At 40.5% G+C, this 24,328-nt stretch carries 28 protein-coding genes and 1 riboswitch; of the genes, 14 read left to right on the top strand and 14 right to left on the bottom strand.

All coding sequences use genetic code 11. The annotated features are described in order from the left end of the window. The first annotated feature begins 171 nt into the window (after nt 1–171). From lolA to B9T36_RS03300, 5 genes are all read left to right on the top strand, one after another. The gene (gene lolA / locus B9T36_RS03320; RefSeq protein WP_086208123.1) at nt 172–870 is read left to right on the top strand and encodes an outer membrane lipoprotein chaperone LolA; all 699 of its coding nucleotides are present in this window, start codon (nt 172–174) and stop codon (nt 868–870) included. A gap of 133 nt (nt 871–1,003) precedes the next feature. Continuing rightward, nucleotides 1,004–1,816: an RsiV family protein gene (locus B9T36_RS03315; protein ID WP_086208122.1), complete on the top strand. Its 813-nt coding sequence runs from the start codon at nt 1,004–1,006 to the stop codon at nt 1,814–1,816. 100 nt (nt 1,817–1,916) lie between these two features. Next, nucleotides 1,917–3,188: a serine--tRNA ligase gene (gene serS, locus B9T36_RS03310; protein ID WP_086208121.1), complete on the top strand. Its 1,272-nt coding sequence runs from the start codon at nt 1,917–1,919 to the stop codon at nt 3,186–3,188. 76 nt (nt 3,189–3,264) lie between these two features. Then, nucleotides 3,265–4,641, top strand: a complete 1,377-nt coding sequence (gene cysG / locus B9T36_RS03305; protein ID WP_086208120.1) for a siroheme synthase CysG — start codon at nt 3,265–3,267, stop codon at nt 4,639–4,641. Nucleotides 4,642–4,673: 32 nt separating this feature from the next. Continuing rightward, the gene (locus tag B9T36_RS03300) at nt 4,674–5,153 is read left to right on the top strand and encodes a tRNA (cytidine(34)-2'-O)-methyltransferase (RefSeq protein ID WP_058870115.1); all 480 of its coding nucleotides are present in this window, start codon (nt 4,674–4,676) and stop codon (nt 5,151–5,153) included. Nucleotides 5,154–5,177: 24 nt separating this feature from the next. On the opposite strand, the gene B9T36_RS03295 is transcribed toward B9T36_RS03300, so the two are convergent. Further along, nucleotides 5,178–5,564 (bottom strand): winged helix-turn-helix transcriptional regulator, encoded by a 387-nt coding sequence (locus tag B9T36_RS03295; RefSeq protein ID WP_086208119.1) that lies wholly within the window; start codon nt 5,562–5,564, stop codon nt 5,178–5,180. A 176-nt stretch (nt 5,565–5,740) separates the two neighbouring features. Here B9T36_RS03295 and B9T36_RS03290 point away from each other — a divergent pair, with 176 nt between their 5' ends. Both B9T36_RS03290 and B9T36_RS03285 read left to right on the top strand, forming a co-directional pair. After that, nucleotides 5,741–6,463: an SDR family NAD(P)-dependent oxidoreductase gene (locus B9T36_RS03290; protein ID WP_227509227.1), complete on the top strand. Its 723-nt coding sequence runs from the start codon at nt 5,741–5,743 to the stop codon at nt 6,461–6,463. Between the two features lie 95 nt (nt 6,464–6,558). Next, the gene (locus B9T36_RS03285) at nt 6,559–7,113 is read left to right on the top strand and encodes a flavodoxin family protein (RefSeq protein ID WP_086208117.1); all 555 of its coding nucleotides are present in this window, start codon (nt 6,559–6,561) and stop codon (nt 7,111–7,113) included. 66 nt (nt 7,114–7,179) lie between these two features. Here B9T36_RS03285 and B9T36_RS03280 read toward each other — a convergent pair whose 3' ends face one another. From B9T36_RS03280 to rpoD, 6 genes are all read right to left on the bottom strand, one after another. Next, the gene (locus B9T36_RS03280) at nt 7,180–8,574 is read right to left on the bottom strand and encodes an APC family permease (RefSeq protein ID WP_086208116.1); all 1,395 of its coding nucleotides are present in this window, start codon (nt 8,572–8,574) and stop codon (nt 7,180–7,182) included. A gap of 264 nt (nt 8,575–8,838) precedes the next feature. Beyond that, nucleotides 8,839–10,023, bottom strand: a complete 1,185-nt coding sequence (locus B9T36_RS03275; protein ID WP_086208115.1) for an iron-containing alcohol dehydrogenase — start codon at nt 10,021–10,023, stop codon at nt 8,839–8,841. A 1-nt stretch (nt 10,024) separates the two neighbouring features. Beyond that, entirely contained in the window at nt 10,025–10,504 is a 480-nt protein-coding gene (locus B9T36_RS03270; protein ID WP_395579804.1) for a hypothetical protein, read from the bottom strand. A 129-nt stretch (nt 10,505–10,633) separates the two neighbouring features. Then, nucleotides 10,634–11,296, bottom strand: a complete 663-nt coding sequence (gene lipB / locus B9T36_RS03265; protein WP_086208113.1) for a lipoyl(octanoyl) transferase LipB — start codon at nt 11,294–11,296, stop codon at nt 10,634–10,636. A 162-nt stretch (nt 11,297–11,458) separates the two neighbouring features. Continuing rightward, the gene (locus B9T36_RS03260; protein WP_086208112.1) at nt 11,459–11,746 is read right to left on the bottom strand and encodes a YbeD family protein; all 288 of its coding nucleotides are present in this window, start codon (nt 11,744–11,746) and stop codon (nt 11,459–11,461) included. A gap of 125 nt (nt 11,747–11,871) precedes the next feature. Beyond that, nucleotides 11,872–13,758, bottom strand: coding sequence for an RNA polymerase sigma factor RpoD (rpoD, locus tag B9T36_RS03255; protein ID WP_086208111.1), 1,887 nt, complete (start codon nt 13,756–13,758; stop codon nt 11,872–11,874). Nucleotides 13,759–14,192: 434 nt separating this feature from the next. Here rpoD and B9T36_RS03250 point away from each other — a divergent pair, with 434 nt between their 5' ends. Both B9T36_RS03250 and B9T36_RS03245 read left to right on the top strand, forming a co-directional pair. Further along, the gene (locus B9T36_RS03250) at nt 14,193–14,402 is read left to right on the top strand and encodes a PA3496 family putative envelope integrity protein (protein WP_004982817.1); all 210 of its coding nucleotides are present in this window, start codon (nt 14,193–14,195) and stop codon (nt 14,400–14,402) included. Between the two features lie 70 nt (nt 14,403–14,472). Beyond that, entirely contained in the window at nt 14,473–14,997 is a 525-nt protein-coding gene (locus B9T36_RS03245) for a YecA family protein (RefSeq protein WP_086208110.1), read from the top strand. A gap of 49 nt (nt 14,998–15,046) precedes the next feature. Here B9T36_RS03245 and B9T36_RS03240 read toward each other — a convergent pair whose 3' ends face one another. Next, a complete protein-coding gene (locus tag B9T36_RS03240; RefSeq protein ID WP_086208109.1) occupies nt 15,047–15,928 on the bottom strand; it encodes a LysR family transcriptional regulator in 882 nt (293 codons plus the stop codon). A 92-nt stretch (nt 15,929–16,020) separates the two neighbouring features. On the opposite strand from B9T36_RS03240, the gene B9T36_RS03235 reads away from it, so the two are divergent. Then, a complete protein-coding gene (locus tag B9T36_RS03235; protein ID WP_086208108.1) occupies nt 16,021–16,245 on the top strand; it encodes a DUF2798 domain-containing protein in 225 nt (74 codons plus the stop codon). A 55-nt stretch (nt 16,246–16,300) separates the two neighbouring features. On the opposite strand, the gene B9T36_RS03230 is transcribed toward B9T36_RS03235, so the two are convergent. The 4 genes from B9T36_RS03230 to B9T36_RS03215 all read right to left on the bottom strand — a co-directional run bounded on the left by B9T36_RS03230 (nt 16,301) and on the right by B9T36_RS03215 (nt 18,876). Next, nucleotides 16,301–16,717 (bottom strand): ABZJ_00895 family protein, encoded by a 417-nt coding sequence (locus tag B9T36_RS03230; RefSeq protein ID WP_086208107.1) that lies wholly within the window; start codon nt 16,715–16,717, stop codon nt 16,301–16,303. Nucleotides 16,718–16,739: 22 nt separating this feature from the next. Further along, on the bottom strand, nt 16,740–17,354 hold the full coding sequence (locus B9T36_RS03225; protein ID WP_086208106.1) for a DedA family protein: 615 nt from the start codon (nt 17,352–17,354) through the stop codon (nt 16,740–16,742). 80 nt (nt 17,355–17,434) lie between these two features. Further along, on the bottom strand, nt 17,435–17,734 hold the full coding sequence (locus B9T36_RS03220; protein WP_086208105.1) for a hypothetical protein: 300 nt from the start codon (nt 17,732–17,734) through the stop codon (nt 17,435–17,437). Nucleotides 17,735–17,943: 209 nt separating this feature from the next. Further along, on the bottom strand, nt 17,944–18,876 hold the full coding sequence (locus B9T36_RS03215; RefSeq protein ID WP_086208104.1) for a rhodanese-related sulfurtransferase: 933 nt from the start codon (nt 18,874–18,876) through the stop codon (nt 17,944–17,946). Between the two features lie 180 nt (nt 18,877–19,056). On the opposite strand from B9T36_RS03215, the gene B9T36_RS03210 reads away from it, so the two are divergent. Next, a complete protein-coding gene (locus B9T36_RS03210) occupies nt 19,057–19,542 on the top strand; it encodes a DUF1289 domain-containing protein (protein ID WP_086208103.1) in 486 nt (161 codons plus the stop codon). Nucleotides 19,543–19,625: 83 nt separating this feature from the next. Then, nucleotides 19,626–20,240 carry a LysE family translocator gene (locus tag B9T36_RS03205; RefSeq protein ID WP_086208102.1) on the top strand — a complete coding sequence of 205 codons (615 nt, stop codon included), beginning with the start codon at nt 19,626–19,628 and terminating at the stop codon, nt 20,238–20,240. A 62-nt stretch (nt 20,241–20,302) separates the two neighbouring features. On the opposite strand, the gene ribB is transcribed toward B9T36_RS03205, so the two are convergent. Next, on the bottom strand, nt 20,303–20,962 hold the full coding sequence (ribB, locus tag B9T36_RS03200; protein ID WP_086208101.1) for a 3,4-dihydroxy-2-butanone-4-phosphate synthase: 660 nt from the start codon (nt 20,960–20,962) through the stop codon (nt 20,303–20,305). Between the two features lie 105 nt (nt 20,963–21,067). Next, a riboswitch (FMN riboswitch) is annotated at nt 21,068–21,230 on the bottom strand. A gap of 261 nt (nt 21,231–21,491) precedes the next feature. On the opposite strand from ribB, the gene B9T36_RS03195 reads away from it, so the two are divergent. Together B9T36_RS03195 and B9T36_RS03190 are read left to right on the top strand one after the other, a co-directional pair. Further along, entirely contained in the window at nt 21,492–23,276 is a 1,785-nt protein-coding gene (locus tag B9T36_RS03195; protein WP_086208257.1) for a DUF2157 domain-containing protein, read from the top strand. Next, nucleotides 23,273–23,875: a GDYXXLXY domain-containing protein gene (locus B9T36_RS03190; RefSeq protein ID WP_086208100.1), complete on the top strand. Its 603-nt coding sequence runs from the start codon at nt 23,273–23,275 to the stop codon at nt 23,873–23,875. Before B9T36_RS03195 ends, B9T36_RS03190 begins: the two co-directional genes overlap by 4 nt. Nucleotides 23,876–23,939: 64 nt before the next feature. On the opposite strand, the gene panD is transcribed toward B9T36_RS03190, so the two are convergent. Continuing rightward, the gene (gene panD, locus B9T36_RS03185; protein ID WP_004695506.1) at nt 23,940–24,320 is read right to left on the bottom strand and encodes an aspartate 1-decarboxylase; all 381 of its coding nucleotides are present in this window, start codon (nt 24,318–24,320) and stop codon (nt 23,940–23,942) included. Nucleotides 24,321–24,328 lie beyond the last annotated feature (8 nt).

Genomic DNA, 24,328 nt, shown 5'->3' with positions numbered 1-24,328 from the left:
CTTTTTAATGTCTAAAATACAACTAAGTTCTCCATCATGATGGATATTTCACAACACTAAGCACCAATAAATATACAAATCTTCTTATATTCTCAATTATTAGCCATAAAATTTGATTTAAGATAGCTCATCTAACAAATTGCGGCTGCGCAAATTATAAAAGGTGAAATTATGAAAATGCTTCGTAAGACTTTATGTGCGATGACAGTAGGCGTGGTAGCGCTGGGCCCTGTTATGAGCAGTACAGTATTTGCAGCTTCGGTTGCAGCATCGGAGCAACAAGCGACGACGAGTTTAGTCAAGCAGTTGAGTGGTATTCAAAGTATCAGCTCTAATTTTGAGCAAACCACTAAAGTGACGAATGCATCTAAGGCGCCGAAGAAACAAGGTTTATCTGCTCAGCACATGAATCAGACCTTTAAAGGGGTGATGAAAGTTGAGCGTCCTGGAAAATTCTATTGGGAAACCACCAGTCCTGCGAAACAAACGATTGTTACCTCGGGTAAAACGGTTTGGATTTATGATCCAGACTTACAGCAAGCAGTTCGTCAGACTTTAGATGAACAGGTGGCGAATACACCTGCACTATTATTGTCAGGGAATACCGAGCAAATCCGTAAGTCGTATCGTATTACTCAACCAAATAAGAGCAAAACCTACTATACCTTATATCCAAAGAGTGATGATGGTGCATTTCAAAGCTTGACGATCAGTTTTGGTGCAAAAAGCGCACCAACGCTAATGATCTTAGAAGACTCTTTGGGGCAAACGACTTATGTGCGGTTTAATAACACTAAAGTCAATGCCAGCATTCCAGCTTCAACCTTTAATTTTACACCGCCTAAAGGCACCGACATTATTGATCAATAATGTTGAACAGTCCGTGAAAACCACCTTTGGGTGGTTTTTTTATCGGATGCAGTCCAGTTACATAACGTGGTGGGAAGTTTTTCCTGTGCTTTGTATAGTCTTTGATAAATGAATATATGACTGAGGAAAAGTAATGACATCACTTCATAACAATAAAATGCGATCAGTCTTTGCTGTGGTGCTATGCGGGGGGTTACTCAGTGCTTGTCAGCCACAAAATGACAGTGCTGCGGCAAAAAGTGAAGAGACCGCTAAGCCAGCTAAAGTTGCACAGAGCTTACCGCTGATTGAGGCAAAAGTTAGACCATTACCATTGGCGCATTCTATTGCTTGTGATGAAGAAGGTTGTACCCAATACCAGTTGTACAGTTTGGAAACCAATGTTCCGTGGATCAATGAGTATTTTGATGAACGGATGAAAAAAGCCAATCCTGTGGCATTTGAAAAAACCAAGCAGTCAGTAAAGCAGCCAGACGAAAGTATGCTTAGTGAAACTTTGTCGGATGTCCGTTATGTGGCGCAGCGTGGCAAATATGCAGATTTTGTTTTGATGGATTATTACTATCCAGCACGTGCGGCGCACGGTATGTATCATAACGAATACATTACTTTAGATTTAGCAACTCGAAAACGGGTTGCACTGAGTGATATTGTGGTGGAGAAGACCGAGTCTAAACTATTAGATGCATTGTATAGTGCCAACAGCATGTGGTTGTCCGAGCATAATATTTCACGCGAGCAATTGAAGCTAACAGACAATTATTATATGAGTGCTAAGGGTATTGTCTTTGTTTATCCCTTATATGAATTAGCCTCTTATGCAGAAGGGATGTCTGAATTGGTTTTACCGTATCCACAAGCCAGCGGCTTAATTAAGTCGGAATATTTACCAAGTTTTGTCGATTATGCCGCTGAGCGAGAAAAAGCGGGTAAAGAAAAGCCATGAAAATTGCTGTAATAAGCCACAGCTAGTGATCGCGTGACTGTATTTTTTGGCTTGAAGCGCTTACACTATAGCCAGTTTTTTTCTTTGCAAAAGATTGGCTATGATCGACCCGAAATTACTCAGAAATAATATTGAGGCTGTAAATTTAGCCTTAGCAAAACGTGGTGTACAACTGAATGTTGAAGAATGGGCATCACTAGAAGCTCGCCGTAAAGAGATTCAATCCAAAACTGAATCTCTTCAGGCAGAACGTAATTCGGGTGCAAAACAAGTTGGCCAAATTAAGAAAGCTGGTGGCGATGCATCTGAAATTATGGCGCGCATGTCAGCAATTGGTGATGAAATCAAAGCGGCGGAAGAGGCTTTGTCTGAATTACAAGCTGAACTTGAAGCGAAATCACTCAGCATTCCAAACTTGCCAGATGAGTCTGTTCCAGAAGGAAAAGACGAAAGTGATAACGTGGAAATCCTCACATGGGGTACGCCACGTACGTTTGACTTCGAAATTAAAGATCACACTGACTTAGGTGAGTGGATGGGCGGTCTTGAGTTTGAAACAGCGACCAAATTGACAGGTTCTCGTTTCAGTGTGCTTAAAGGACCACTTGCGCGTCTACAACGTGCGATTACCCAGTTTATGTTGAATACGCATACCTTAGAAAACGGTTATACCGAAGCGTATGTGCCGTATTTAGTCAATGCTGACTCACTCCGTGGTACAGGCCAATTGCCTAAATTTGAAGAAGATTTGTTCAAATTACAAGGTGAAAAAGAGTATTACCTCATTCCAACTGCGGAAGTGCCTGTAACTAACTTCGTGCGTGATGAAATCATTGATGCAGATCGTTTACCACTGAAATATGCAGCACATACGCCATGTTTCCGTAGTGAAGCGGGTTCGTATGGGCGTGATACACGTGGTTTGATTCGTCAGCACCAATTCGACAAAGTAGAAATGGTGCAAATTGTTAAACCTGAAGACTCAATGCAAGCGCTTGAAGAGCTTACAGGTCATGCTGAAGGGATCTTGAAAGCACTAGGTTTGCCATACCGTAAGATCATTCTTTGTGGTGGTGATATGGGCTTTGGTGCAACTAAAACTTACGATCTTGAAGTTTGGGTACCAAGCCAAAATACGTATCGCGAAATTTCTTCATGTTCAAACATGGGTGACTTCCAAGCGCGTCGTATGAAAGCACGCTATCGTGCAGACCAAAAGAAAACTGAGTTTGTACATACGCTGAATGGTTCAGGTTTGGCTGTGGGTCGTACTTTACTTGCGGTCATGGAAAACTACCAACGTGCTGATGGTTCGATTGAAATTCCGACCGTGCTTCGTCCATATATGGGCGGTGCTGAGTACATTGACTAATAAAGTCGATGTACTGCACCATTTTGTGCACAATAATTGCTTTAAGACAGTCAGATAAAACTCATTGAGGTCGTGTGTGGATATTTTTCCAATCTCTTTAAAGTTGCAGCAGCAACCTTGTCTGATTGTCGGTGGTGGGCATATTGCTTACCGTAAGGCAGTGTTGTTACATAAAGCAGGCGCGGTGATTCATATCATCGCTCCTGATATTGATGCAAATTTATTGCAACTGGTTGAAGAAAGCCAAGGGCAATATATCCAAGCGCTATATCCTGCGCAGATTCAACTCAATGACTATCGTTTAGTGATTGCTGCAACAGATGATTATGCGGTGAATACTCAAGTCTTTGAGGACTGTGAAGCGCTGAAAATACTGGTCAACAGTGTTGATGATCCACCGCATTGTCGTTTTATGGTTCCTGCCATTGTTGATCGTTCCCCTTTGGTGATTTCAGTTGCCAGCAATGGGACATCTCCTGTTTTATCTCGCCAAATTCGTACCCAGCTTGAAACCAGTATTCCACATGGGATGGGCAAGTTGGCTGAGTTTTCAGGAAAATGGCGTGCAGCGGTGAAAGCGAAAATTTCCAGTCCTGATGAGCGCCGTGTTTTTTGGGAAGACTTATATGCAAGTCCGCTGAAAGAACAGGTTTTTCATGACAACCTTGCTGAAGCAGACCGTTTAATCGAACAAGCGTTGGCAGAGTGGAAAACACCAAAAGGTGAGGTGTATTTGGTGGGAGCAGGTCCTGGTGATCCTGAGCTGCTGACCCTCAAGGCTTTGCGTTTGATGCAACAAGCTGATGTGGTGATCTATGATCGTTTGGTTTCCCCTGCGATTATGGAACTTTGCCGCCGTGATGCAACTAAGATTTATGTGGGTAAAGCGCGATCTAACCATGCTGTGCCACAAGAAGGTATCAATGCCTTGTTGGTGGAATATGCTTCGAAAGGTCAGCGTGTTTGTCGTTTAAAAGGTGGTGATCCATTTATTTTTGGGCGTGGTGGCGAAGAAATTCAAGAACTTTTTGCCTCGGGTGTACCATTTCAAGTGGTTCCAGGGATTACCGCAGCTTCAGGCTGTTCCGCTTATGCAGGCATTCCACTTACCCATCGTGATTATGCACAAAGCGTACGTTTCCTTACGGGGCACTTAAAAGAGGGTTCACCTGAATTACCGTGGGATGAGTTGGTTTATCAAAATCAAACACTTGTATTGTACATGGGCTTGGTTGGTTTAGAAAAAATTTGTGAAAAACTGATTGCGCATGGTCAACGCCCAGACATGCCAGTTGCGTTGATCTCGAAAGGAACAACGCCTGAGCAAAAAGTCGTAGTAGGTACTTTGGCCGATATTGCATCTAAAGTTGAAGAGCATCATATTCAAGCACCTACATTGACCATCATTGGCGATGTAGTGAGTTTGCGTGAACAATTACAATGGCAAGATTAACTTTTGCCAAATTGAAAAAGTAGAGAAAAGCTGTGATCCATGTTGTTTTATACGAGCCTGAAATTCCTGCAAACACAGGAAATATCATTCGTTTATGTGCTAATACTGGAGCGCAGCTACATTTGGTAAAACCATTGGGCTTTGAACTAGATGATAAAAAGCTCAAACGTGCGGGTTTGGACTATCACGAGTGGGCACGCATGCAAATTTGGGAAACATTCGATGAGTGTTTAGCAAATTTGGCAGAAAAGGGGGTTGATCTAAATGCGATTTATCCTTTAACCACTAAAGGAACAGAAACACCGCATACTTCGGATTTGAATCGACCCGTGGCTTTACTCATGGGGCCTGAGACGCGTGGTTTGCCTGAACAGGTTCGTATGTTATTTCCAAAAGAGCATTGGATTCGTTTGCCCATGGCTGAAAACTCGCGCAGTTTGAACTTATCCAATGCGACAGCTGTAATTGTTTATGAAGCATGGCGTCAGCAGGGTTTTAAGCCTTTAGCCTAATCAAATTGCTGTGACAGAGCCTGCTTAAGCAGGCTCTGTTTTTTCTAGCTTTTGATCGAATCCCGCTCTGGATTTTAAAACTTTAAGCATATTGGCTTCGACCCAATCTTTCATTTGATAGGCATTTTGAGCAAAGTCTTTGCCAATCTCAGTTAAGGCATACTCCACTCGTATCACGTTATCTTCATGAATGGTTCGCGTCAGAAAACCATCGCGCTCTAATATCTTCAATTTTTGCGAAAGCACTTTAGGTGAAATACCTAAAACGTTTTTCTTGAGCTCATTAAAGTGCTGCGATTCTTGATCCAACGTATATACAATCAATAAAATCCACTTGTCTGCAAATTTTTCAAAAAAAAGACGAGCAGGGCAGTTTGGATGAAAAATATTAAATTTCATGGGTTTATTCATCTGTAAATATGTTCCTTTTACGTTCTATCTTCATCTGAAACAGTGAATTTGACCAGTTACCAAGTGGTAACTAATTGATACTAGGTTTCATAAGTGTATCATAAATACAGACTTAATGCAGCGTTGTCATTAGACGATGCTTTCGCAAGATACTGGCTAATTGGATGGATCATAGGATGAATGTTTCAGAGGCGGTTGTTTTTATTACGGGTGGAAATCGTGGCTTGGGACTAGCCATCGCTCGGGAAGCTCGTCGTCAGGGCGCTAAAAAAATTTATGTAGGGATGCGTCAGATCGGTAGTTTTCACGAAGAAGGCTTAATCCCGATTCAACTCGATGTGAATGATGAGGGATCTATACAGCAGGCTGCCGAACAATGTGCAGATACCACGATTCTTGTGAATAATGCAGGCATTGCACTTTTGAATGAGCATCCTGTTGACGCCAATATCATTACAACTACGCAAAAGATTTTGGAAACTAATTTATTGGGTTTGATGCGAGTGACCCAAATTTTTGCTCCAATCTTGCAAAAGAGCCAACAGGCTTATGTGGTCAACATTCTCTCAGATGTGTCATGGGAGCCAAGCACTGTTTTGACTAGTTATGCTATTTCCAAAGCAGCAGCATGGTCCTATACCAACTCAAGTCGCCAGTGGTTGTCTCAATTTAATATTCAGGTGATGGGCGTACATGTGGGTTTTATTGATACCGATCTGACTCGTTCATTACCTATTCCGAAGATTGCACCGGAAACAGTGGCTCAAGAAATTTTCCACGGCATCCAGCAAAATGCTTATGAGGTTTTAGTTGGAGAAAAGACTCAACAGCTTAAACAAGGTTTAAGTGCTGAAGTGGCAAGTTATGTGAAACTTAAGCCTGATCAGGCAAGCGTTTAAAATATTACATATGATTTATTTTTAATGGTTTACATGGTGCGATGTCACAATTGATTGGCCCATGCAAATGATGTGATTTAAAAGAGGAAACTAAAATGTCGAAAATTTCTGTTGTTTATTTTTCAGGTTATGGTCATACCAAAGTGATTGCTCAAACGTTTGTGCAAGAAATTGGTGCAAATCTGGTAGAGATTGATCCAAATGGAGACATTCAGGAGCAAGATTGGCTGACACTGGATCAATCTGATGCAATTGTATTTGGTGCACCGACTTATATGGGCACTGCACCGTGGCAGTTTAAAAAGTTTGCTGATGCATCTTCAAAGAAATGGTTTACCCGCGCATGGCAAGATAAGATTTTTGGTGGATTTACCAATAGTGCAAGCCTTAATGGGGATAAGCAAGTGACCTTAATCCAATTGCAAACACTTGCGTCGCAGCATGGTGGTATTTGGGTGAGCTTGGGTTTATTGCCAGCCAACAGCAAAGCTGCAACCCGTCAAGATGTGAATAACTTGGGTGGTTCTGTAGGCTTATTGGTGCAAACGCCTTCAGATGCAAGTGTGGATGAGATCCCAACAGGGGATTTAGAGACTGCAAAAGTTTATGCACAACGCATTGCCAAAATTACTCAACAATTTAAGGGTTAGTTTTTTAGCTATATCCTTAAAAAGAAAAAGACGCACTTGGCGTCTTTTTCTTTTCTGAATGAGAGATTATGGATGATCATCAAATTCATTATGTTGTGGTGCTGGTTGCTTAAAGCCTTTGGTTTTATAACCTAAGTATAAAATACCAAACATTGCCCACCACAAACCGAATTTCAATGCAGTTTCTTCAATCTCTAACCACATGGCAAAGATACTGAGGAATCCACACATTGGAATGACCACAAAGCTCAAGATATCTTTAATATTCTTTGTGCGACCATCACGCAGAGCATAACGCGAAATAACGGATAAGTTTACAAAGGTAAATGCCGTTAAAGCCCCGAAGCTGATCATCGAAATGACGATGTCCAAGTCCATGAAGCCCGCGGTTAATGCCACAGCACCTACAATTAAAATATTATAAGATGGTGTGAAGCTTTTCGGACTAATATGACCAAAAATCTTCTTGTTAATCACGCCATCACGGCCCATTACATACATTAAACGTGAAACGCCTGCATGTGCCGAAATACCTGATGCCATAACAGTCACAATTGCGAAGTACAACACCACCGTTTTAAACGCCACGCCACCAACGGCTTGTAAAATGTCAGGCTGTGTTGCAGCAACATCTTCAAAGTACGTCTTAGGATCGTTCGGGAAGTAAATCTGCATGAAGTAGGTGCTGATAATAAAGATCACACCTGCAAAGAGTGCTGTTAAGAAAATCGCTTTAGGTAGAGTTTTCTCGGTATCTTTTGTTTCTTCTGCAAGTGAGCTAAGTGAGTCGAAACCAGTGAATGAGAAGCACAGTAAAGTCGCACCAGTAATTAGGGGACCCAGTGTAGTAAGTTCATTCCAAAATGGCTCTAAGCTCCATAACTGATATTTCGCATTGACCAAAGTACCATCAGCATTGATGCCACTTGCAAGTAAGCTGTAAACCATCCAGGTAAAGTATGCGATAACTGCTAACTGTACCAAAACGATTAAGCCATTAAAGTTTGCAACGAAGCGCGCACCGCGTAAGTTGACCGCCGTCATAAATGCAGTTAAGCCTACTACCCAAACCCAATGGTTTACATCAGGGAATAAGGCTTCTAGGTAAATCACAGCAAGAATGATGTTGACCATTGGAGACAATAAATAGTCTAACCATGATGACCAACCCACCATAAATCCAACATTTGGATGGATGGATTTTTGTGCATAGGTGTAGGCTGAACCCGAGGAAGGGTAGCGACGAATCATGTGACCATAACTGATCGACGTGAATAAAATTGCGATTAAAGCAATGATGTATGACGTCGGCACATGATAATGACTTTCTTCTGATACTAAACCGAAAGTATCAAATAATGTCATTGGTTGAATATAAGCTAAACCAATAATAATGATGTGCCAGAGACCTAGCGTTTTTTGCAGTTTAGCTGCCGATTGAGTCCCAGAAATATTAGTCAACGGCGTTATCCTCTTTATCGTTGATCAAGGATCAGTCATGTTTATAAGGATCGTTTGAGACGAACGATCCCCCCTATGTTTAATTTCAAAAGTGCGCCAATCTACATTAATTTGGCATCTTTTGTCAGTAACTTTTTCAGATTTTTTAGCAGTTTTTATGCCAATAAGTTTATGCATAGCATTATTCCTTATGGCAAATAAAAGCCCGATGTTTAAAAAAGCATCAGGCTAAGATTGTCGCTATATTGGCTGATTTTATGCCAATTACCAAGCTTTTTCTAAAATTGCTTTTAAATCTTTTAAGCTGGCTTCTTTCGGGTTGTAAATAATTGAACCATCGTTGAGGGCTTTTTCTGCGACCTCATCGAGTTGTTCTAAGGTCACTTTTCCTGTTTCACTCAACGTACGCGGTAATTTGGTTAATGTGAATAAGCGATCACGCATCGTGAGTAATGTACTAATGGCTTTGTCTGCACGTAAGTGAGCAGGAGTCTGCGCATAGATATCTGGCCCTGCAAGCGGTAATAGGAGGTCTGCAATCTTGTCTCCATTCACTTCTTTATTAAACTCAAGCACATAAGGAAGGAACAGGTTCATACATAGTCCATGCGGTAAGTGGGCAACTGCACCTAAAGCATGGCCTAGAGAGTGAACGAGACCGACCATTGAGTTTGAAAATGCAATACCTGCCATAGTGGAGGCTTGAGCCAATTCTAAGCGACCGTTCGCGTCGTTTGGATTATCCAGTACATTAAACAAATGATTGCTGACTTTTTTAATTGCAGCCGTAGCATATGCATCTGAAATTGGATTATGTGCCATACATGTATAGGCTTCGACGGCATGGGTCATGGCATCCATCGCGGTCATCGCGGTTAGGTGTGGTGGCAAGGTTTGGGTCATGCGTGGATCAAGAATCGCAGCATGTGGCATTAAATAGTACGATGCGAAAGGTAGTTTGACATTTTTCTCTGGATCAGACACCACCGCAACCATGGTAACTTCAGAACCTGTGCCTGACGTGGTTGGAATCACAAAAAAGGGTTTAAGTGGCTTAGGTAAGTTGTGTGCCCCAGAGTATTTGAGTAAATCATCGCCACCTTCAGACACCAAAATATTGGTGGCTTTAGAGGTATCAATCACTGAACCCCCACCGACAGCAATAATGGCATCACACTGGTGTTCACGGTATAAATTGGCCGCTTTACGTACTGTCTCTAAGCTTGAATCAGGCGGAACATCATCAAAAATTGCGCCAATCACTGCATCGGTAGATTCAAAAGCTGCTTCAATTGGTGCAAGTAAATTGTTGGCACGTACGCCTTTGTCAGTAATGATTAAAGGTCGGGTTGCCCCTAATGTTGCCAGTTCAAACGGAATGTGTTCCAAAGCAGCATGACCAGCGATCACTTTTACAGGACAAAAAAATTCGTAATAAGGCTTCGCCATGTTATGCACTCCGTTTTAAATATGATTGGGCTACTTTGAGGTAAATATTTGCAGCGCCTGTGAGTTTTTCTTTTAAGCTCAGTTCTGTTGGGTATTCTTTGACTGCAAGTTCTGCAACCATTTTTGGTAAAATCAAGGATTCCATTTTATTTAGACAGCGGACGAGGCGAATTGCATAAGAAATATCGCCATCTGCGATCATACGATCATGGGCAAATGCTTGTGCTGTACTTTCTTGAAATGAAAATACTAAAAAGGCATGACTTAAATGTTTAAACGTAATCGTTAAATCTGCTTTTAGACTGCCAGGTGTCAGCAGTTCAAGTTGATGGTCTTCGGTCACTTTGGCTAAAAAAGCAGGCCCATTTGGAAAAACATTCATAGATAGAGTGAAATTGGCTGGAAATTTTGCAACTTCTTGCTGAATTTCACTATCGACTTGGCTGGCCATGACCAATCCTCGGCCAATCACATCCATCATAAGTTTGACATAGGTTAATTGCAGAGCGGGTTTCACTGAATTGAGGTTAATCACTCGCTGTCCTTTCTAAAAATAATTATTAGTTTAGAGTAAATACTCTAATTTATTTTTCCATGAAAAGCAAAGCCTTTATACATGCTGTACTTGAACATCTTTAAAGTAACCGCTGTGCTTTAAAGTTTCAATAATATCGGCACATAAGTTTTCAAAACGTGGGTAGTCGGTTTTGAGGTCTGAGATACGCACCATTTCCAAACCTGCATAACCACATGGATTGATGGTCTGAAATCCGAACAAATCGCAGTCAATATTTAAGGATAAACCGTGATAACTACGGCCTTTACGTATTTTAAAACCTAGTGAGCCAATTTTACGTCCATCAACGTAGACGCCAGGTGCATCAGCTTTGGCATAGGCTTCAATCTCATATTTTTTGAGTAACTCAATCATTAAGTTTTCAGCATAAGATACTAAAGTACGGACGTTCCAGCCAAGACGGTTGAGGTCAAACATAAAATAGGCAACCAATTGACCGGGACCATGCCATGTCACTTGACCACCACGGTCGGATTGAACAACAGGGATGTTGCTGTTCATCAAAATATGTTCAGGTTTTCCTGCTTGACCTTGGGTGAGAACATCATGATGTTGCAGTATCCAAAGTTCATCAGGCGTATCCACATCACGTTGTTCAGTCAATGTCTTCATTTCAATAAAGCGGTCAGCATAGGGAGTTAGGCCATCAAACTGACGAATAATGAGTTGTGGTTTGAGAACGACATCTGACGACACGGCACTTGCGTCCTTATAAAACAAAAAGTATGGGTTAAATTATAAAGAAAAGATCAATAGTGTAGGGGGATTTCTTTAGTGAATAAGTTGAATTCTTGGGATTAAAATATAGGCACAAAAAAAACACGCTCGTAAGCGTGTCTCATTGATACATCATTTGAATTACAGTGCAGTCTTAATTAACGGACAAGCTGCAAGATCTGCATATAACTGATGCACTTGTTCTAACTCTTCAAAACGCAATTGTGCAGTCAAAGAGTGATATTTACCAGTACGTGATGGCTGAGTTTGAACCGATTCAGCATCAAACTCTGGAAAATGTTTTACTAAAATTTCAACTACAGCAACACGTAAGTCATCGCCAGCAAGGCCAATGAGTTTAATTGGGTAGTCCATAGGAAATACCCAAAGATGTTCTTGTAATTCACGAGATGGTGTGCGGTCTAACATAGTCATGAGCGTCAGTCCCCCCTTTATTTCAAACGCCTGCGAAAGTGCAGGCGTTAGGTGTTGCGCTTAAAGACTTAAATGGAGACAATTGATAAAATTTCAAGTCTCCATCGCGTCCATATAAATTAGTCGTTTTCCAAGAATGAACGTAAGTGTTCTGAGCGAGAAGGGTGGCGAAGCTTACGTAATGCTTTCGCTTCAATCTGACGGATACGCTCACGCGTTACATCAAACTGTTTACCTACTTCTTCTAAAGTATGGTCGGTTGGCATGTCGATACCAAAACGCATTTTTAGAACTTTCGCTTCACGTTCAGTCAAGTTTTCAAGCACTTCACGTGTCGCTTCTTTTAAGCCTTCAGACGTTGCAGCATCGACAGGTGAAGTGATGTTTGAGTCCTCAATGAAGTCACCCAAATGCGAATCTTCATCATCGCCAATCGGTGTTTCCATCGAAATTGGTTCTTTGGCAATTTTCAGCACTTTACGCACTTTAACTTCGTCCATTTCCAGACGTTCACCGAGTTCTTCAGGTGTTGGTTCACGGCCCATTTCTTGTAGAAGTTGGCGTGATACACGGTTGATCTTGTTAATGGTTTCGATCATGTGTACTGGAATACGAATGGTACGCGCTTGGTCGGCAATCGAACGAGTAATGGCCTGACGAATCCACCACGTTGCATAAGTCGAGAACTTATAACCACGACGGTATTCAAACTTGTCTACCGCTTTCATCAAACCGATGTTACCTTCTTGGATCAAGTCCAAGAATTGTAAGCCACGGTTGGTATATTTTTTCGCGATCGAAATTACCAAACGTAAGTTCGCTTCTACCATTTCTTTTTTCGCGCGGCGTGCTTTTGCTTCGCCTACAGCCATACGTTTTGAAATGTCTTTGATGCCTTTAACATCAAGGCCCAAATCTTTTTCAATGTCTGCAATTTTTTGTTGGAACGCTAAAACATCTGGACGTACTTTTTCAAGATAGCCTTTTTGATCTGGCGACGCTTTCGCAATTTGTTCATCCAACCAAGCAAAGTTTGATTCTTGACCTGGGAAAGAGGTGCGGAATTGCGTGCGATCCATACGACCACGGCGAACTGCATAGCGCATTACTTCACGTTCAGAGGTACGAATTTGTTCATGCGTACCACGAATCATTTCTGAAATGATGTCAAATAAACGAGGTGTAAATTTGAACATCATAAACACAGTTGCTAGTGCTTCTAATGCATCTTCAGCTGGTTTGCTTGAACGACCGTGCTTTTCGATTACCGCTTGGGTATTTTTCCAAGCGGCTGCCAATTCGTCAAAACGAACTTTTGCAATTTCAGGATCTGGGCCAGACTCGCCTTCAGAATCATCATCACCTTCAGACTCTTCTTCTTCCTCGTCATCATCCAGTTTCACATCTTTGGTTGATTTGCTCGAAGACTCTTCTTCGTCATCAATCTCAGATTCTTCTTCGAGGACTTCTGGAATGTCTTCATCTGTTTCTGGATCTAAATAACCAGAAAGGATGTCTGCAAGGCGACGTTCGCCTGCTTCATAATCTTTGTATTCTTGTAATACCACTTCAACCGCATTCGGCCAGTAAGCAATCGAATGAAGAACGTCGCGAATGCCTTCTTCAATACGTTTAGCAATGCTGATTTCGCCTTCACGCGTTAACAGTTCAACTGTACCCATTTCACGCATATACATGCGGACTGGATCTGTAGTACGACCAGGTTCATTTTCTACAGAAGCGAGAACAGCTGCGGCTTCTTCTTCAGCAACTTCATCGGCAGCTTCATTACCACCTTCAAACATTGCATCGTCAGATTCAGGTGCACGCTCATGCACAGGAATACCCACGTCTTGAAGCATTTGAATAATGTCTTCAATCTGTTCGCTTTCAGTAATCGAGTCTGGGAGATGATCGTTAACCTCAGCGTAAGTTAGGTAACCTTGCTCTTTGCCTCGGCTAATCAGAGCCGCTACTTGCGAAGTAGGGGAAGTCATATCGCTCATCTTTGCTTACTCTTCGTTGAATCTGTGGCAGTGGAAAACCGTGCATTTTAGCACAATTTGCTTCATAAATTTAGCTGTCAATAGCTGTCTATTTCATCAGGATAATTCAGCAAAAGTGCGACCTGATAAAATATTAAAATATAAATTCAGTAATTTAGATGGGGGTGAAATTGTTGTTTTCAAGTTCATCCCTCACGCGCTTAAGTTTAAAACCCAAATATGAAATAAAGGATATTTGGCGTTTATTTGGCACAAACAAGCCGTAAAACTAAACAGACGCAAGGTGGATTATATCATGCCATAAAAATTGCTTAAAAATAAAGAGCAAAAATCGAATTAATTGCTCTAAATGCAAATAAAACTTGACAAGGTTCTATAACCCATATAAATAGCGCCTAAGACCCTTCACATTTTTTCACTATGAGGTAGTTTTAGTGTCTTCTACAGATTTTGAACTAGATGATAACTACGCTGATGATGATGTTAATTTTGATGAGTCATCAAGTAAAATTAGTGCGAAAGAATCATTAGAAAAACGTCGCCTGATTGATGACCTTCTTGCACAGCGCCGTTTGGAACGTGAGCTTAAAGATTTTGATTACGACATCGACGATGACGACGATTTTGACGACGAAGAAGACTAAAATCAGATGTAGCATCGTGTCTGAAAATGCTATGCTAATGCCCTAATCAGTTTCTGAATTTGGATTTGAAATGAGTGCTTTAGATTTAGACTTATTGAGTGAATATCTAGATGGTGACCAAAATGAGTATGGTCTAGATTTTGCAGCGACTCATGGTTTTTTGTGTGCAATTGCAGTTGGTCCTACTTTTGCAAAATGGTTGGATGAACTTTTTGATAATAATCAAAAGAAAGTGCCTGCCGAGATCATCGTGCAAGTGAAAGCTTGGCTTGAGTCTATTCGTCAAAACCTTGCCAATGAAGAGGGAATTGAGTTTCCTTTTGAAATTGAAGAAGCAGATGTAGAATCAAGCTTGGGCGACTGGAGCGTTGGTTTTGTTGATGCAATGTTTTTAAACGAAGATGCTTGGTTCACGCCTGAGTTTGAAGAACAGCTGGTCGATCTTACCTTACCAATTATGGTGTTTAGTGGGATTGATGAAGAAGACCCGCAGATGGAAACCTTCCGTCGTAACGGTCAGTTAATGGATGAACTTGCAGAAGAAATTCCAGAGAACTTAAATGAACTTTATTTGATGTATCACACACCAAATTAAGCTAAACATTTATTTTATATTTAACTCGGGTAGCGAGCGCTTTGTTGTGCTATCCGAGATTAGCCATGTATGCAACCAAGTCCTCCACAACCACGCGAACACGCGTTGGTAGTAATTTTTGTGATGGCCATATTGCATAAATATCACGAACAGGTGTTTGCCACTCAGGTAACACTTTTATCAAACGTCCCGACACTATTTCCGCTTTACACACATTTTCTGGTAAATAGTACAAGCCTAAGCCATGTAAGGCTAATTCTGTACAAATCTGCATTTCATTTGTAATCTGCGCTCTAAAATTTTCTAATTTGAACTCTATTTGTTCATGATTACGTTGTAATTTTATAGTGGATAATGGTTGCGCGATGATCCAGCTATGATTTTTTAAATCGTTCGGATGATAAATATTTGGGGCTTGAGCAAGATATTGCGGTGAGGCCACAATCATCGTTTGAAGACTACAAATATATTTTTGAATATACGAAGTATCTTGCTGTTGACCTATTCGTAAAGCTAAATCTGCCCCCGTACTTAAAAGATGATCCTTTTTGTTGTCTAAACAAATTTCTAAGCGGATATCTGGGTATTTATGTAAAAAACTCGCCCAGAAAGCTTTAAGAATTGTATTGGCGAGATTGATTGGTGCTAATAATTTTACTTGACCAATAGGGTCTAAAATATGATGGCTTAGTTCTTGAGTCGCTTGCTGCAAACTAGAAATAAGGGGTTGGCATCTTTCGTAATAGCTTTGTCCCTCATGGGTAAGTTGAATACCTCGTGTTGTGCGGTGCAGTAGTTTACATCCTAATGTTTTTTCGAGCTGTTGTAGGCGTCGGGTTAATGTTGCTGTTGGAATAGACTGATTTTTAGCGGCTTGACTCAAGCTGCCTGCTGCAACGATAGCAATAAAGAGTGAAAGATCATCAAGCATTTCATTTTTGGAATTAATGTTTTAATTTATAGCGATTCTATCAAATATGAAATTAAGTCACAATTTCTCAGTCGTTGATTGAGGAAAAAAATATGACACTCAGATTTCGCTTGCTTAATACAGCTTTAATGTCAATGCTATTGTCTTTCTTGATGACATTATGGGTGACTTGGCTAAATTTAGGCTTCATTACCGACTTTATCCAACATTGGTTACATGCATGGTTAATGGCTTGGCCTGCTGCTTTCATTTGTGTAATGCTTTTAGCACGGCCTGTATTGTTAATCAGCCAAAAGGTTTTGGGTGTACAAAAGTAGTCTAAAAATGGACATGCTCAAGTTTTATTTCGATAGGTTATGTCCATTATTCAGCCTAATGGTTATGTTTTTGATCATAAAATGTTGCATACCATCCATAAGCAATATGGAAAATAGCACCATGAATCGCGACCATACACAACATCACTACTGCTGTGAGTCCGATGCCAGCATTATCGACAGATTTCATAATGGCTTCAGCATTGGGATTCATCACAACTAAGAATAGGACAAAAAAACTGCCAATGATAATGGCAACAGCACTTGAGCCCCACACCAGCTGAATCTTTTCATGATTACTTGGAACGCGTTTTTCTTTTTTAACGAAGTGTCCCACAGTGATCAAAGCACAGGCTACTAAGGTTGGAATTAAGGTAAAACCACCAAGGTTTAAACCAAAGATGAGTACTGTGATTAAGAGTACTAAAGCAATGCTATATACTGCGGCGAAGTGCAGTAAGTAGTGTTTCATGTATTTCCCCAAAATAAAAAAATTAACTGCGAGTTTTGCGTAAATGTTTGCGGTATAGAATCCATGAAATAAGCACAGCAACAATGGTAATAATCACATAACCGACTTTACTAAAAATTTGATGCATCAATGCTTGGTTTTCACCAAAGTAATAACCGACTGTTGCTAAAAATGTTGTCCAGATAATCGTACCGAGTCCACTATAAAACATGAACTTCCAAAAGGGCATACGGCTCATCCCTGCGGGAATACTGATCAGTGAACGTACCGCAGGAATCATCCGACCAAAGAACACAATACGGTGTCCATATTGTTCAAACCAGTCTAAAGATTTTTTGACATCGCTGGATTTAATAAATAAGTATTTTCCATAGCGGTCAACCCATCTAAAGATGCTGTCTTGTTTAAACTGATAACCAACCCAATACAGTAGAGCTGCTGCAAGCAATGAACCGATACATCCTGCAATAATGACCCCAGTTAAAATGAGCTGCCCCTGAGATGCTGAGTAACCTGCAGAGGGCATAATGATCTCGGATGGGATGGGCGGGAAGACATTATCAAGGAACATGAGTAGGGCAATTCCGACATAGCCCAATTGTTCCATGATAGCGATGATCCACTCGGTGAGTTTCATAAAACGTGTGAAAAATAAATGCGATAAGTTATCTTAAGGACTTATCGCATGTGGGTAAAGATTTGCAATGTATTGTTTTGCTATTCATCAAAACGCGTATGTGTCAGGGTGTGAATATATACTTTGCGTAAAGTGTAAGCGAATACAATCGGAATGAGAATGAGTAGCCCATAATTGAAGATCGTTGAGTCTAAGTGATAGCCAATCCCAAGTGAGATACTTGAACCAATCAACATGCCCAAAACCACAATAAACAAATGTGTACGTTGTTCAAGCTTGGCCTTAATCTGATTGAAACTGGTATGGTGATATTGTTCAATACGGTTGGCTGCAGCATTACGAATTAGATCGCGATGGCGCGAAAGGATCATTTTATGCATAGCAATTATCCTATGTTTCGTCGTTTAGGAACGTCATTTTTATTGTTATGTGGAGACTTTTAGTACACCACTTTAGGTTATTATTTGTACAGTATGAATTAGATTTATCAGAACGCCATGACAAAATTGTTAAATAATTTTAAAAACGTGAACTATATAAAAAAATAAGCCCTCAAATGAGGGCTTATTTGGATAAAGCGAGCAAATGATCAAAGGCGTTTACGTTTTGCTGCTGCAATTTGTGACTGGCGCATACGGAAGCCTTCTTTTTGTTTTTCAGTGGTTTTATCAATGCAGTATTTGCATGATACGCCGTGTTCATAACTGGTTTCTTCAGCTTCTACTGGAAGAAGTGGCCAACCACAAGCATGGCATTTAATGTTTAGACCTTCTTCGACACCATGTGTGACAGCTGTACGACCATCAAATACGAAACATTCACCTTCCCACATGCTTTCCTCAGCAGGGGTTTCTTCTAAGTACTTTAAGATCCCGCCTTTAAGGTGGTAAACCTCATTGAAACCTTCTTGAAGAAGTAATGATGTAGATTTTTCACAGCGGATACCGCCTGTACAGAACATCGCAATTTTTTTATCTTTATGCTGTTCTAAGTTTTGTTTTACATAATCAGGGAATTCGCGGAAGGTTTCCGTTTTCGGGTCAATGGCACCTTTAAACGTTCCTGCTTTGTATTCATAGTCATTACGGGTATCGACCAAAATGACATCATCGCGCGCAATCAGTTCATTCCACTCTTTCGGATCAAGGTAGTGACCGACTAAATCGCGTGGTTTAACTTCCACACCTAAAGTGACGATTTCTTTTTTAAGTTTGATTTTCATCTTACGAAATGGTTTGTCTGCACTGTCAGACTCTTTGTATTCCATATCATTGAAACCTTCATTTAGAAGGAATTGATGAATAGTGTTAATCGAAGCGCGATCACCAGCAACCGTACCGTTAATACCTTCGCCAGCAACAATCAGAGTACCACATAGGTTGATGGTTTTTACCAAGTCTAAAAGACGTTGTTGCAGATCAGCAGGATCTAGAACTTCTTTGAATTGATAAAGTGCGGCAACAACCCAACCAGTCGTCGCTTGCTGTTCTACAGGTGCAAGCTGTTCTACAGTAGCGTTCATGGAGTACTCCAATGTATTTTGATAGATAATTTTAAGGCCCATATTTTACATGGAATTCAATCAAGATGCGAGATAAGTAAACATTTTAAATGGCTTCTCAAGTTGTAGGTGAGCGTGTATATTCAGTTGCCGAAGACAAAATCTATTTTGTTTTGGTAGATTGCTTATCAGGAGTATGTTTTGAGTACAGATCGTCGAATTGCCTCTTTGACCCCATGTGCAGGGCGTTGTTCAACGGTATTTGGTGATTCTGTGTGTCGTGGCTGCCGTCGTTTTAATCATGAGGTAATTCAGTGGAATACCTACACTTCGGAGCAGCATAGTTCAGTTTGGCAACGCTTAGATGCACAACTAGATCAAATTTTAGTACCGATGTTGCCATTTGCAGATGTACAGCAGGTCGAAGCTTTTGTTTTATCCAAACGTGTTCGTTTGCGTCCCGATGCATCAAAAGGACGTAAGCTTTATCATGCTTTGAAAGTGTGTGAAAAGAATAAGAGTTTTACAGAAGAGAGTGGTTTAGGTATTCAGGCACAGCAAGTGAAACCACTTTGGCAAGAATTTGAACGCCGTGTTCTTGCCCTTGCGACAGCCAGTTATGATTTGGCTTTTTTACGCGCTGATGCCATTCGGCAACATCTCATCCATACCGAAGAGGACGAATAAGTCCTCTTTGTTTTTGTATAAAAAAAATACTCATGTCACTGAAATAGAGTATGTGAGCGTGGGCTGGGGGAAAGGATTTTTAGATGGTAAATGTATTTGAACTCATGCTGTACTGTATGGCTGTGGTGGTCATGATTGCAACACCTGGCCCAGTGATGTTACTGGTTGCCAGTGCAGGTCTAAAAGGTGGATATAAACAAGCCTTAAAAACCATTTTTGGGACGAACTTAGCCTCTTTAGTCCTTATTGTTTTGTCAGTGCTGATTTTAAAAGGCTTTTTAAATATTGCAGAGCATTGGCTAAATGCCATTAAAGTTTTAGGCTGCTTATATATTGCCTATTTAGGCTTTCAAATTTTAAAAGAAGCTGTTGCGCAAGAACCTGATACTGCACCTGTGCAGTTAACTGCGGTACAGGGAGGTTTTAAGCAAGGTTTCTTGGTGGGTATTTCCAATCCGAAAGATATTATTTTCTTTGCTTCATTTTTCCCACAGTTCATCGGGGTTACCAGCGATGTCGATGTCAGCCTTGTACTATTGACCATTCTCTGGATTATTCTAGACTTCAGCACCTTGTCTTTGGTTTATTTGGGTTTTAATAAACTCTCGCAGTCCGCTTTGTACAATAAGCTGTTAGGTGTTTGTGGCGCGATATTGGTCAGCATTGCGCTCTATGGTATTTATACTGTCTTTGCTTGATATTGATGGTACTGTATCAAAAAGCCTCCAATATGGAGGCTTTTTGATTGTGAGCTTAAAAACTAGACTCCGTGTTTAATGCGATACTGCACCAATTCTTCAATAGTGATCACGGTCAACTGATGCGTTTGTGCATAAGCCAACACTTGAATGCCTGAGGCCATAGTTCCATCGGCATTGGTCAGTTCACACAAGACACCTGCTGGCTTCAAGCCTGCTAAACGTGCTAAATCAATTGTCCCTTCGGTATGACCACGACGGGTGAGCACACCGCCTTGGCGTGCACGAAGTGGGAATACATGACCGGGGCGGTTTAAGTCGCTGGCAATAGCCCCATCCTTAATCGCGGCTTTGACTGTGGTAGTGCGGTCTTGTGCAGACACACCAGTAGTCACGCCAGTTGCAGCTTCAATGGTTACAGTGAATGCTGTTTTAAACTGACTCGAGTTATCTGACACCATAGGCACAAGCTCTAAGTGATCGGCCAATTCATCGGTCAGACATAAACAGACAATGCCAGAACCATCACGAATCATACGTGCCATTGTTTCGACGGTGAGAGTTTCGGCAGCCACAATGAGGTCGGCTTCGTTTTCACGGTCAAAGTCATCCATCACCAAAACAGGTTTACCTTGGCGGATATCTTCTAAAGCTTGTTGGATACGTTGTTCAGCTGGAGAAAGGGCTGAAAAGAAAATTTCGGGTTGAATCAAACTAGACATTGAAACGCTCGCGTAAAATTAAAGTACGGTTGAACATTTCAGGACTTTGAAAAATTGGCGTAGCAATAAATCCTCACAGGTTTGCACCTGAGATTCTATTGGTCACGTCGTCTTCTTTCATCCGGACTATACCGTCGGCTTTGGAGTTGAACCAAATCTGCGAGCCAAACAGATGATTTCTGCTTGGCTGGCTCGTGGGCTGATTCAGTCTGAGTCATTCAACTGAACTTACCACCGGTGGGGAATTGCACCCCGCCCTGAAGCGATGTAAGCCCATTATAGTGCTAAATATTTATAAAAACAGGGGGAGTTTTAGAATGATCAGTTTTATACATAGAACAATTTTTGCTATAGGGTTGTTTATGTTATTGGTTTGCTAAAGACCAACACTCTCTGTGTATGATTTCACTTAGTATGAGTTTAATGTTTGAAAATGAATACTTGAGAAGAACCATAAACATGAATAAGACGTTTTCTACAGATTGAATGATTTGAAATGATCAAGATAAAAATAAGAGAGGGGGTGGGAGTGATTAAAATTCAACAATACGATTATCCTTGGAATGCTGAGTCCTTCATCAAGCATCTTCAAGTTTTTGGTTTTACACTCATTGCGGTCAGTATGTTGTATTTGGTTGCTGCCAATTGGTTTATGTTGCCAAAGAATATTCAACTGGCTATTCCTCAGTTGTTATTATTCCTCGGTGCGGTTTTTAGCTTGTGGCTGACAAAACATGATTTTCTAGTGCAGTGTTTACATAGTATCTGTGGTTTGATGATTGGTTTAAGTTTGGCTGTGATTGGTCAAATTTATCAAACGGGTGCTGACAGCTATTTATTATTTCTACTTTGGTCTGTGCTGCTTTTACCGTGGTTATATCGTCCGAATATCGGGATGTTTTTCCTTTTATGTATGACCAGCCAATTGGCATTGTTTCTGTTTTTTATTCAAACCTTTTGGGGAGATCAATATCCAGAGCTTTTCTTAATCAGTATTCATGTATTTGCACTGATTCAATTCTATTTCTGCAATAAATATTATTCGAAACTCCGTTATTTATTCTTGCTGTGGTTTGCCATTCTCTCGGTTTGGCATATGGCGATGTATCTCTATGCTGATAAAAACATTCTTTATTTCATCGTGTCTTTTCTCTTGTTGGGCATTTCACTGGCTTACTATTATCAAAATAAAGATCAGCTATGTAGCGCACTTTCAGCCGTTGGCTTGGGTATTAGCTTTACCTTGATCATTGTGAAAGCAGTGACGGAGTGGTTTGGTCAGAATGAAATTTTTGAATTATTTTTTATCGCGCTGATTATTTTTGTGTGGTTTGCTTTCATCACTTATCTTTTAATTAAATTTATTCCACATAGTCGTTTCAATGCTATTCCGCTTGCGGTAGGAGCTTGGATTGCGGGCATCGTCTTTGCTACGTTGATGCTGACCTTTTGGGGGAATTTCTCTTTAATTATGGGTATTGTCTTTGTAGCTTTGGCTGCTTACTTGTTGAAAGCTAAACAAAGTTTGTTTTTAAGACAATTTGCTTATTGTCTCTGGGTTGCAGGACAAATTGCGGTGATTTTTCACACCGTTGATTTGATGAATCAAATTATACCTATTCTATTTTTACAATTGGTGATGCTTGCACTCGCCTATTTTATGCGTACACATTGGTTCTTTGTTTTTGTTCAAATTTTGGGTTTATATGCAGCAGGTGTGGCGTGTATTTGGGATATTAATGCACATCTCAGTTGGCGTAATATTGTTGAGAATTTTGTCTATTTAGCGCTTTGGAATTATGTTTTTTATCTGGGAATTCTGGCTATAAAATTTATACAGCCAACTGAATATCAACGTAGTGTATTACTTGCAGCACTTGGAGTTATTCTATTTTCCATGGGCTTTTATACTTTATTTGGGAAATATGAATTAGCGAAAATTGAGCACATTCCGATATTGGCTTTTGGTCTGCCGATTTTATGGTTTGTACTTTTTGTCTTTTTACATATTCAAAAGCAGTTTCATTTATTTGCGCACTTCATTTTGGTTGCTTTCGCAGCAGGACTGATTTTTTATGGCTATTTCGATATTTTTATTTGTTTGGCCATCATTTCATGGGCATTAAAAACACAAGATAAAGTGATCTATGGATTTGCACTGGCAACTTTCGCTGTAATTTTAGGGTTTTTATATTATTCCCTTGATGTGACCTTTCTGATTAAAAGTTTAAGCATGTTTTTGTCAGGGCTGATGTTGCTCTTACTGACATTGAGCTTGACTATATTTAAGCAAAAAGAGGAGTTTGGGGTATGAAAAAAATGATTCCTCTTGTTTTGGCACTACTTAGCATCGCAGTATTTTTAGGCTTAATCTTTAAAAATGAATGGCACATAAACCATAGTCAAAGCATATATGTGCGTTTGCAACCTGTAGACCCGCGTTCGATTATTCAGGGTGATTATATGGCACTAAATTATCAACTTTATTTTGCGCCACAGCATTCAAACCCAGAAAGTAACAACCAAGCCAACATCAATCAAGAAGATCAGATTTTTTCAGGTCATTATTTTGATGAAGTGATTAACAACAAGTCTTCGGTGCTCACTTATGTTGAACTCGATGCACATAGGCGCGTGATCCATAGCTATTTTGAGTCGCCTAAAAATGTTCGGACAGCTCGACTGATTTTACAAAACCCGAATAATCGTTATAACCAGCTTTATCCTGCATCGAGAAGTTTTTTATTTGCAGAAGGTTTAGCCGATTGTTATCAGCAGGCAGAATATGCTGAGTTTAAAGTCGATGAGCAGGGCAATGCGATACTTACGGCATTGAAAGGTAATCAGCTACAAGATTTAGGCTGTGAGAGTAAACGGGATTGGCTGAGCGGATTTCGTTCTGATCCAACTTGATACAATGGTATGATTCTGCTGATAAAAAAATCCGCACGCAGCGGATTTTTTTAATCTATTGGGTTTAAGCCACTTGTACTGGAATACAGTTTGCCATGTGACTTACAGTGTTATCTGGATTTGCATAAACCAAGCGTGGTTTATGTGCATTTGCTTCAGCTTCTGTAAAATCACCAAAGGTCGCGATAATCATTAGGTCACCTACATCAGCTTGATGTGCTGCGCCACCATTGACTGAAATGATGCCAGAACCTTCTTCACCACGAATTGCATAGGTACTGAAACGCTTACCATTTGTCACGTTCCACATGTGAATTTCTTCATATTCGCGGATACCGGCTAAATCCAATAAAAGACCGTCAATTGCACATGAGCCTTCATAATGGAGTTCAGCTTGAGTAACAACACAACGGTGGATTTTTGCTTTTAATAAACGAGATAGCATGACGAGCG

This window comes from Acinetobacter sp. ANC 4204 (assembly GCF_002135205.1).
GTDB lineage: Bacteria > Pseudomonadota > Gammaproteobacteria > Pseudomonadales > Moraxellaceae > Acinetobacter.
Note: the sequence above shows the minus strand (reverse complement) of the source record. Positions and strands in the feature narration are given on the sequence as shown.

Excerpts from the sequence above, each read along its gene's own strand:
- lolA (WP_086208123.1), top strand. The coding sequence starts at position 172 with ATGAAAATGCTTCGTAAGACTTTATGTGCGATGACAGTAGGCGTGGTA.
- B9T36_RS03315 (WP_086208122.1), top strand. The coding sequence starts at position 1,004 with ATGACATCACTTCATAACAATAAAATGCGATCAGTCTTTGCTGTGGTG.
- serS (WP_086208121.1), top strand. The coding sequence starts at position 1,917 with ATGATCGACCCGAAATTACTCAGAAATAATATTGAGGCTGTAAATTTA.
- B9T36_RS03295 (WP_086208119.1), bottom strand. The coding sequence starts at position 5,564 with ATGAATAAACCCATGAAATTTAATATTTTTCATCCAAACTGCCCTGCT.
- B9T36_RS03290 (WP_227509227.1), top strand. The coding sequence starts at position 5,741 with ATGAATGTTTCAGAGGCGGTTGTTTTTATTACGGGTGGAAATCGTGGC.
- B9T36_RS03285 (WP_086208117.1), top strand. The coding sequence starts at position 6,559 with ATGTCGAAAATTTCTGTTGTTTATTTTTCAGGTTATGGTCATACCAAA.
- B9T36_RS03275 (WP_086208115.1), bottom strand. The coding sequence starts at position 10,023 with ATGGCGAAGCCTTATTACGAATTTTTTTGTCCTGTAAAAGTGATCGCT.
- B9T36_RS03270 (WP_395579804.1), bottom strand. The coding sequence starts at position 10,504 with ATGATGGATGTGATTGGCCGAGGATTGGTCATGGCCAGCCAAGTCGAT.
- B9T36_RS03260 (WP_086208112.1), bottom strand. The coding sequence starts at position 11,746 with ATGTTAGACCGCACACCATCTCGTGAATTACAAGAACATCTTTGGGTA.
- rpoD (WP_086208111.1), bottom strand. The coding sequence starts at position 13,758 with ATGAGCGATATGACTTCCCCTACTTCGCAAGTAGCGGCTCTGATTAGC.
- B9T36_RS03245 (WP_086208110.1), top strand. The coding sequence starts at position 14,473 with ATGAGTGCTTTAGATTTAGACTTATTGAGTGAATATCTAGATGGTGAC.
- B9T36_RS03240 (WP_086208109.1), bottom strand. The coding sequence starts at position 15,928 with ATGCTTGATGATCTTTCACTCTTTATTGCTATCGTTGCAGCAGGCAGC.
- B9T36_RS03235 (WP_086208108.1), top strand. The coding sequence starts at position 16,021 with ATGACACTCAGATTTCGCTTGCTTAATACAGCTTTAATGTCAATGCTA.
- B9T36_RS03230 (WP_086208107.1), bottom strand. The coding sequence starts at position 16,717 with ATGAAACACTACTTACTGCACTTCGCCGCAGTATATAGCATTGCTTTA.
- B9T36_RS03225 (WP_086208106.1), bottom strand. The coding sequence starts at position 17,354 with ATGAAACTCACCGAGTGGATCATCGCTATCATGGAACAATTGGGCTAT.
- B9T36_RS03220 (WP_086208105.1), bottom strand. The coding sequence starts at position 17,734 with ATGCATAAAATGATCCTTTCGCGCCATCGCGATCTAATTCGTAATGCT.
- B9T36_RS03215 (WP_086208104.1), bottom strand. The coding sequence starts at position 18,876 with ATGAACGCTACTGTAGAACAGCTTGCACCTGTAGAACAGCAAGCGACG.
- B9T36_RS03205 (WP_086208102.1), top strand. The coding sequence starts at position 19,626 with ATGGTAAATGTATTTGAACTCATGCTGTACTGTATGGCTGTGGTGGTC.
- ribB (WP_086208101.1), bottom strand. The coding sequence starts at position 20,962 with ATGTCTAGTTTGATTCAACCCGAAATTTTCTTTTCAGCCCTTTCTCCA.
- B9T36_RS03190 (WP_086208100.1), top strand. The coding sequence starts at position 23,273 with ATGAAAAAAATGATTCCTCTTGTTTTGGCACTACTTAGCATCGCAGTA.
- panD (WP_004695506.1), bottom strand. The coding sequence starts at position 24,320 with ATGCTATCTCGTTTATTAAAAGCAAAAATCCACCGTTGTGTTGTTACT.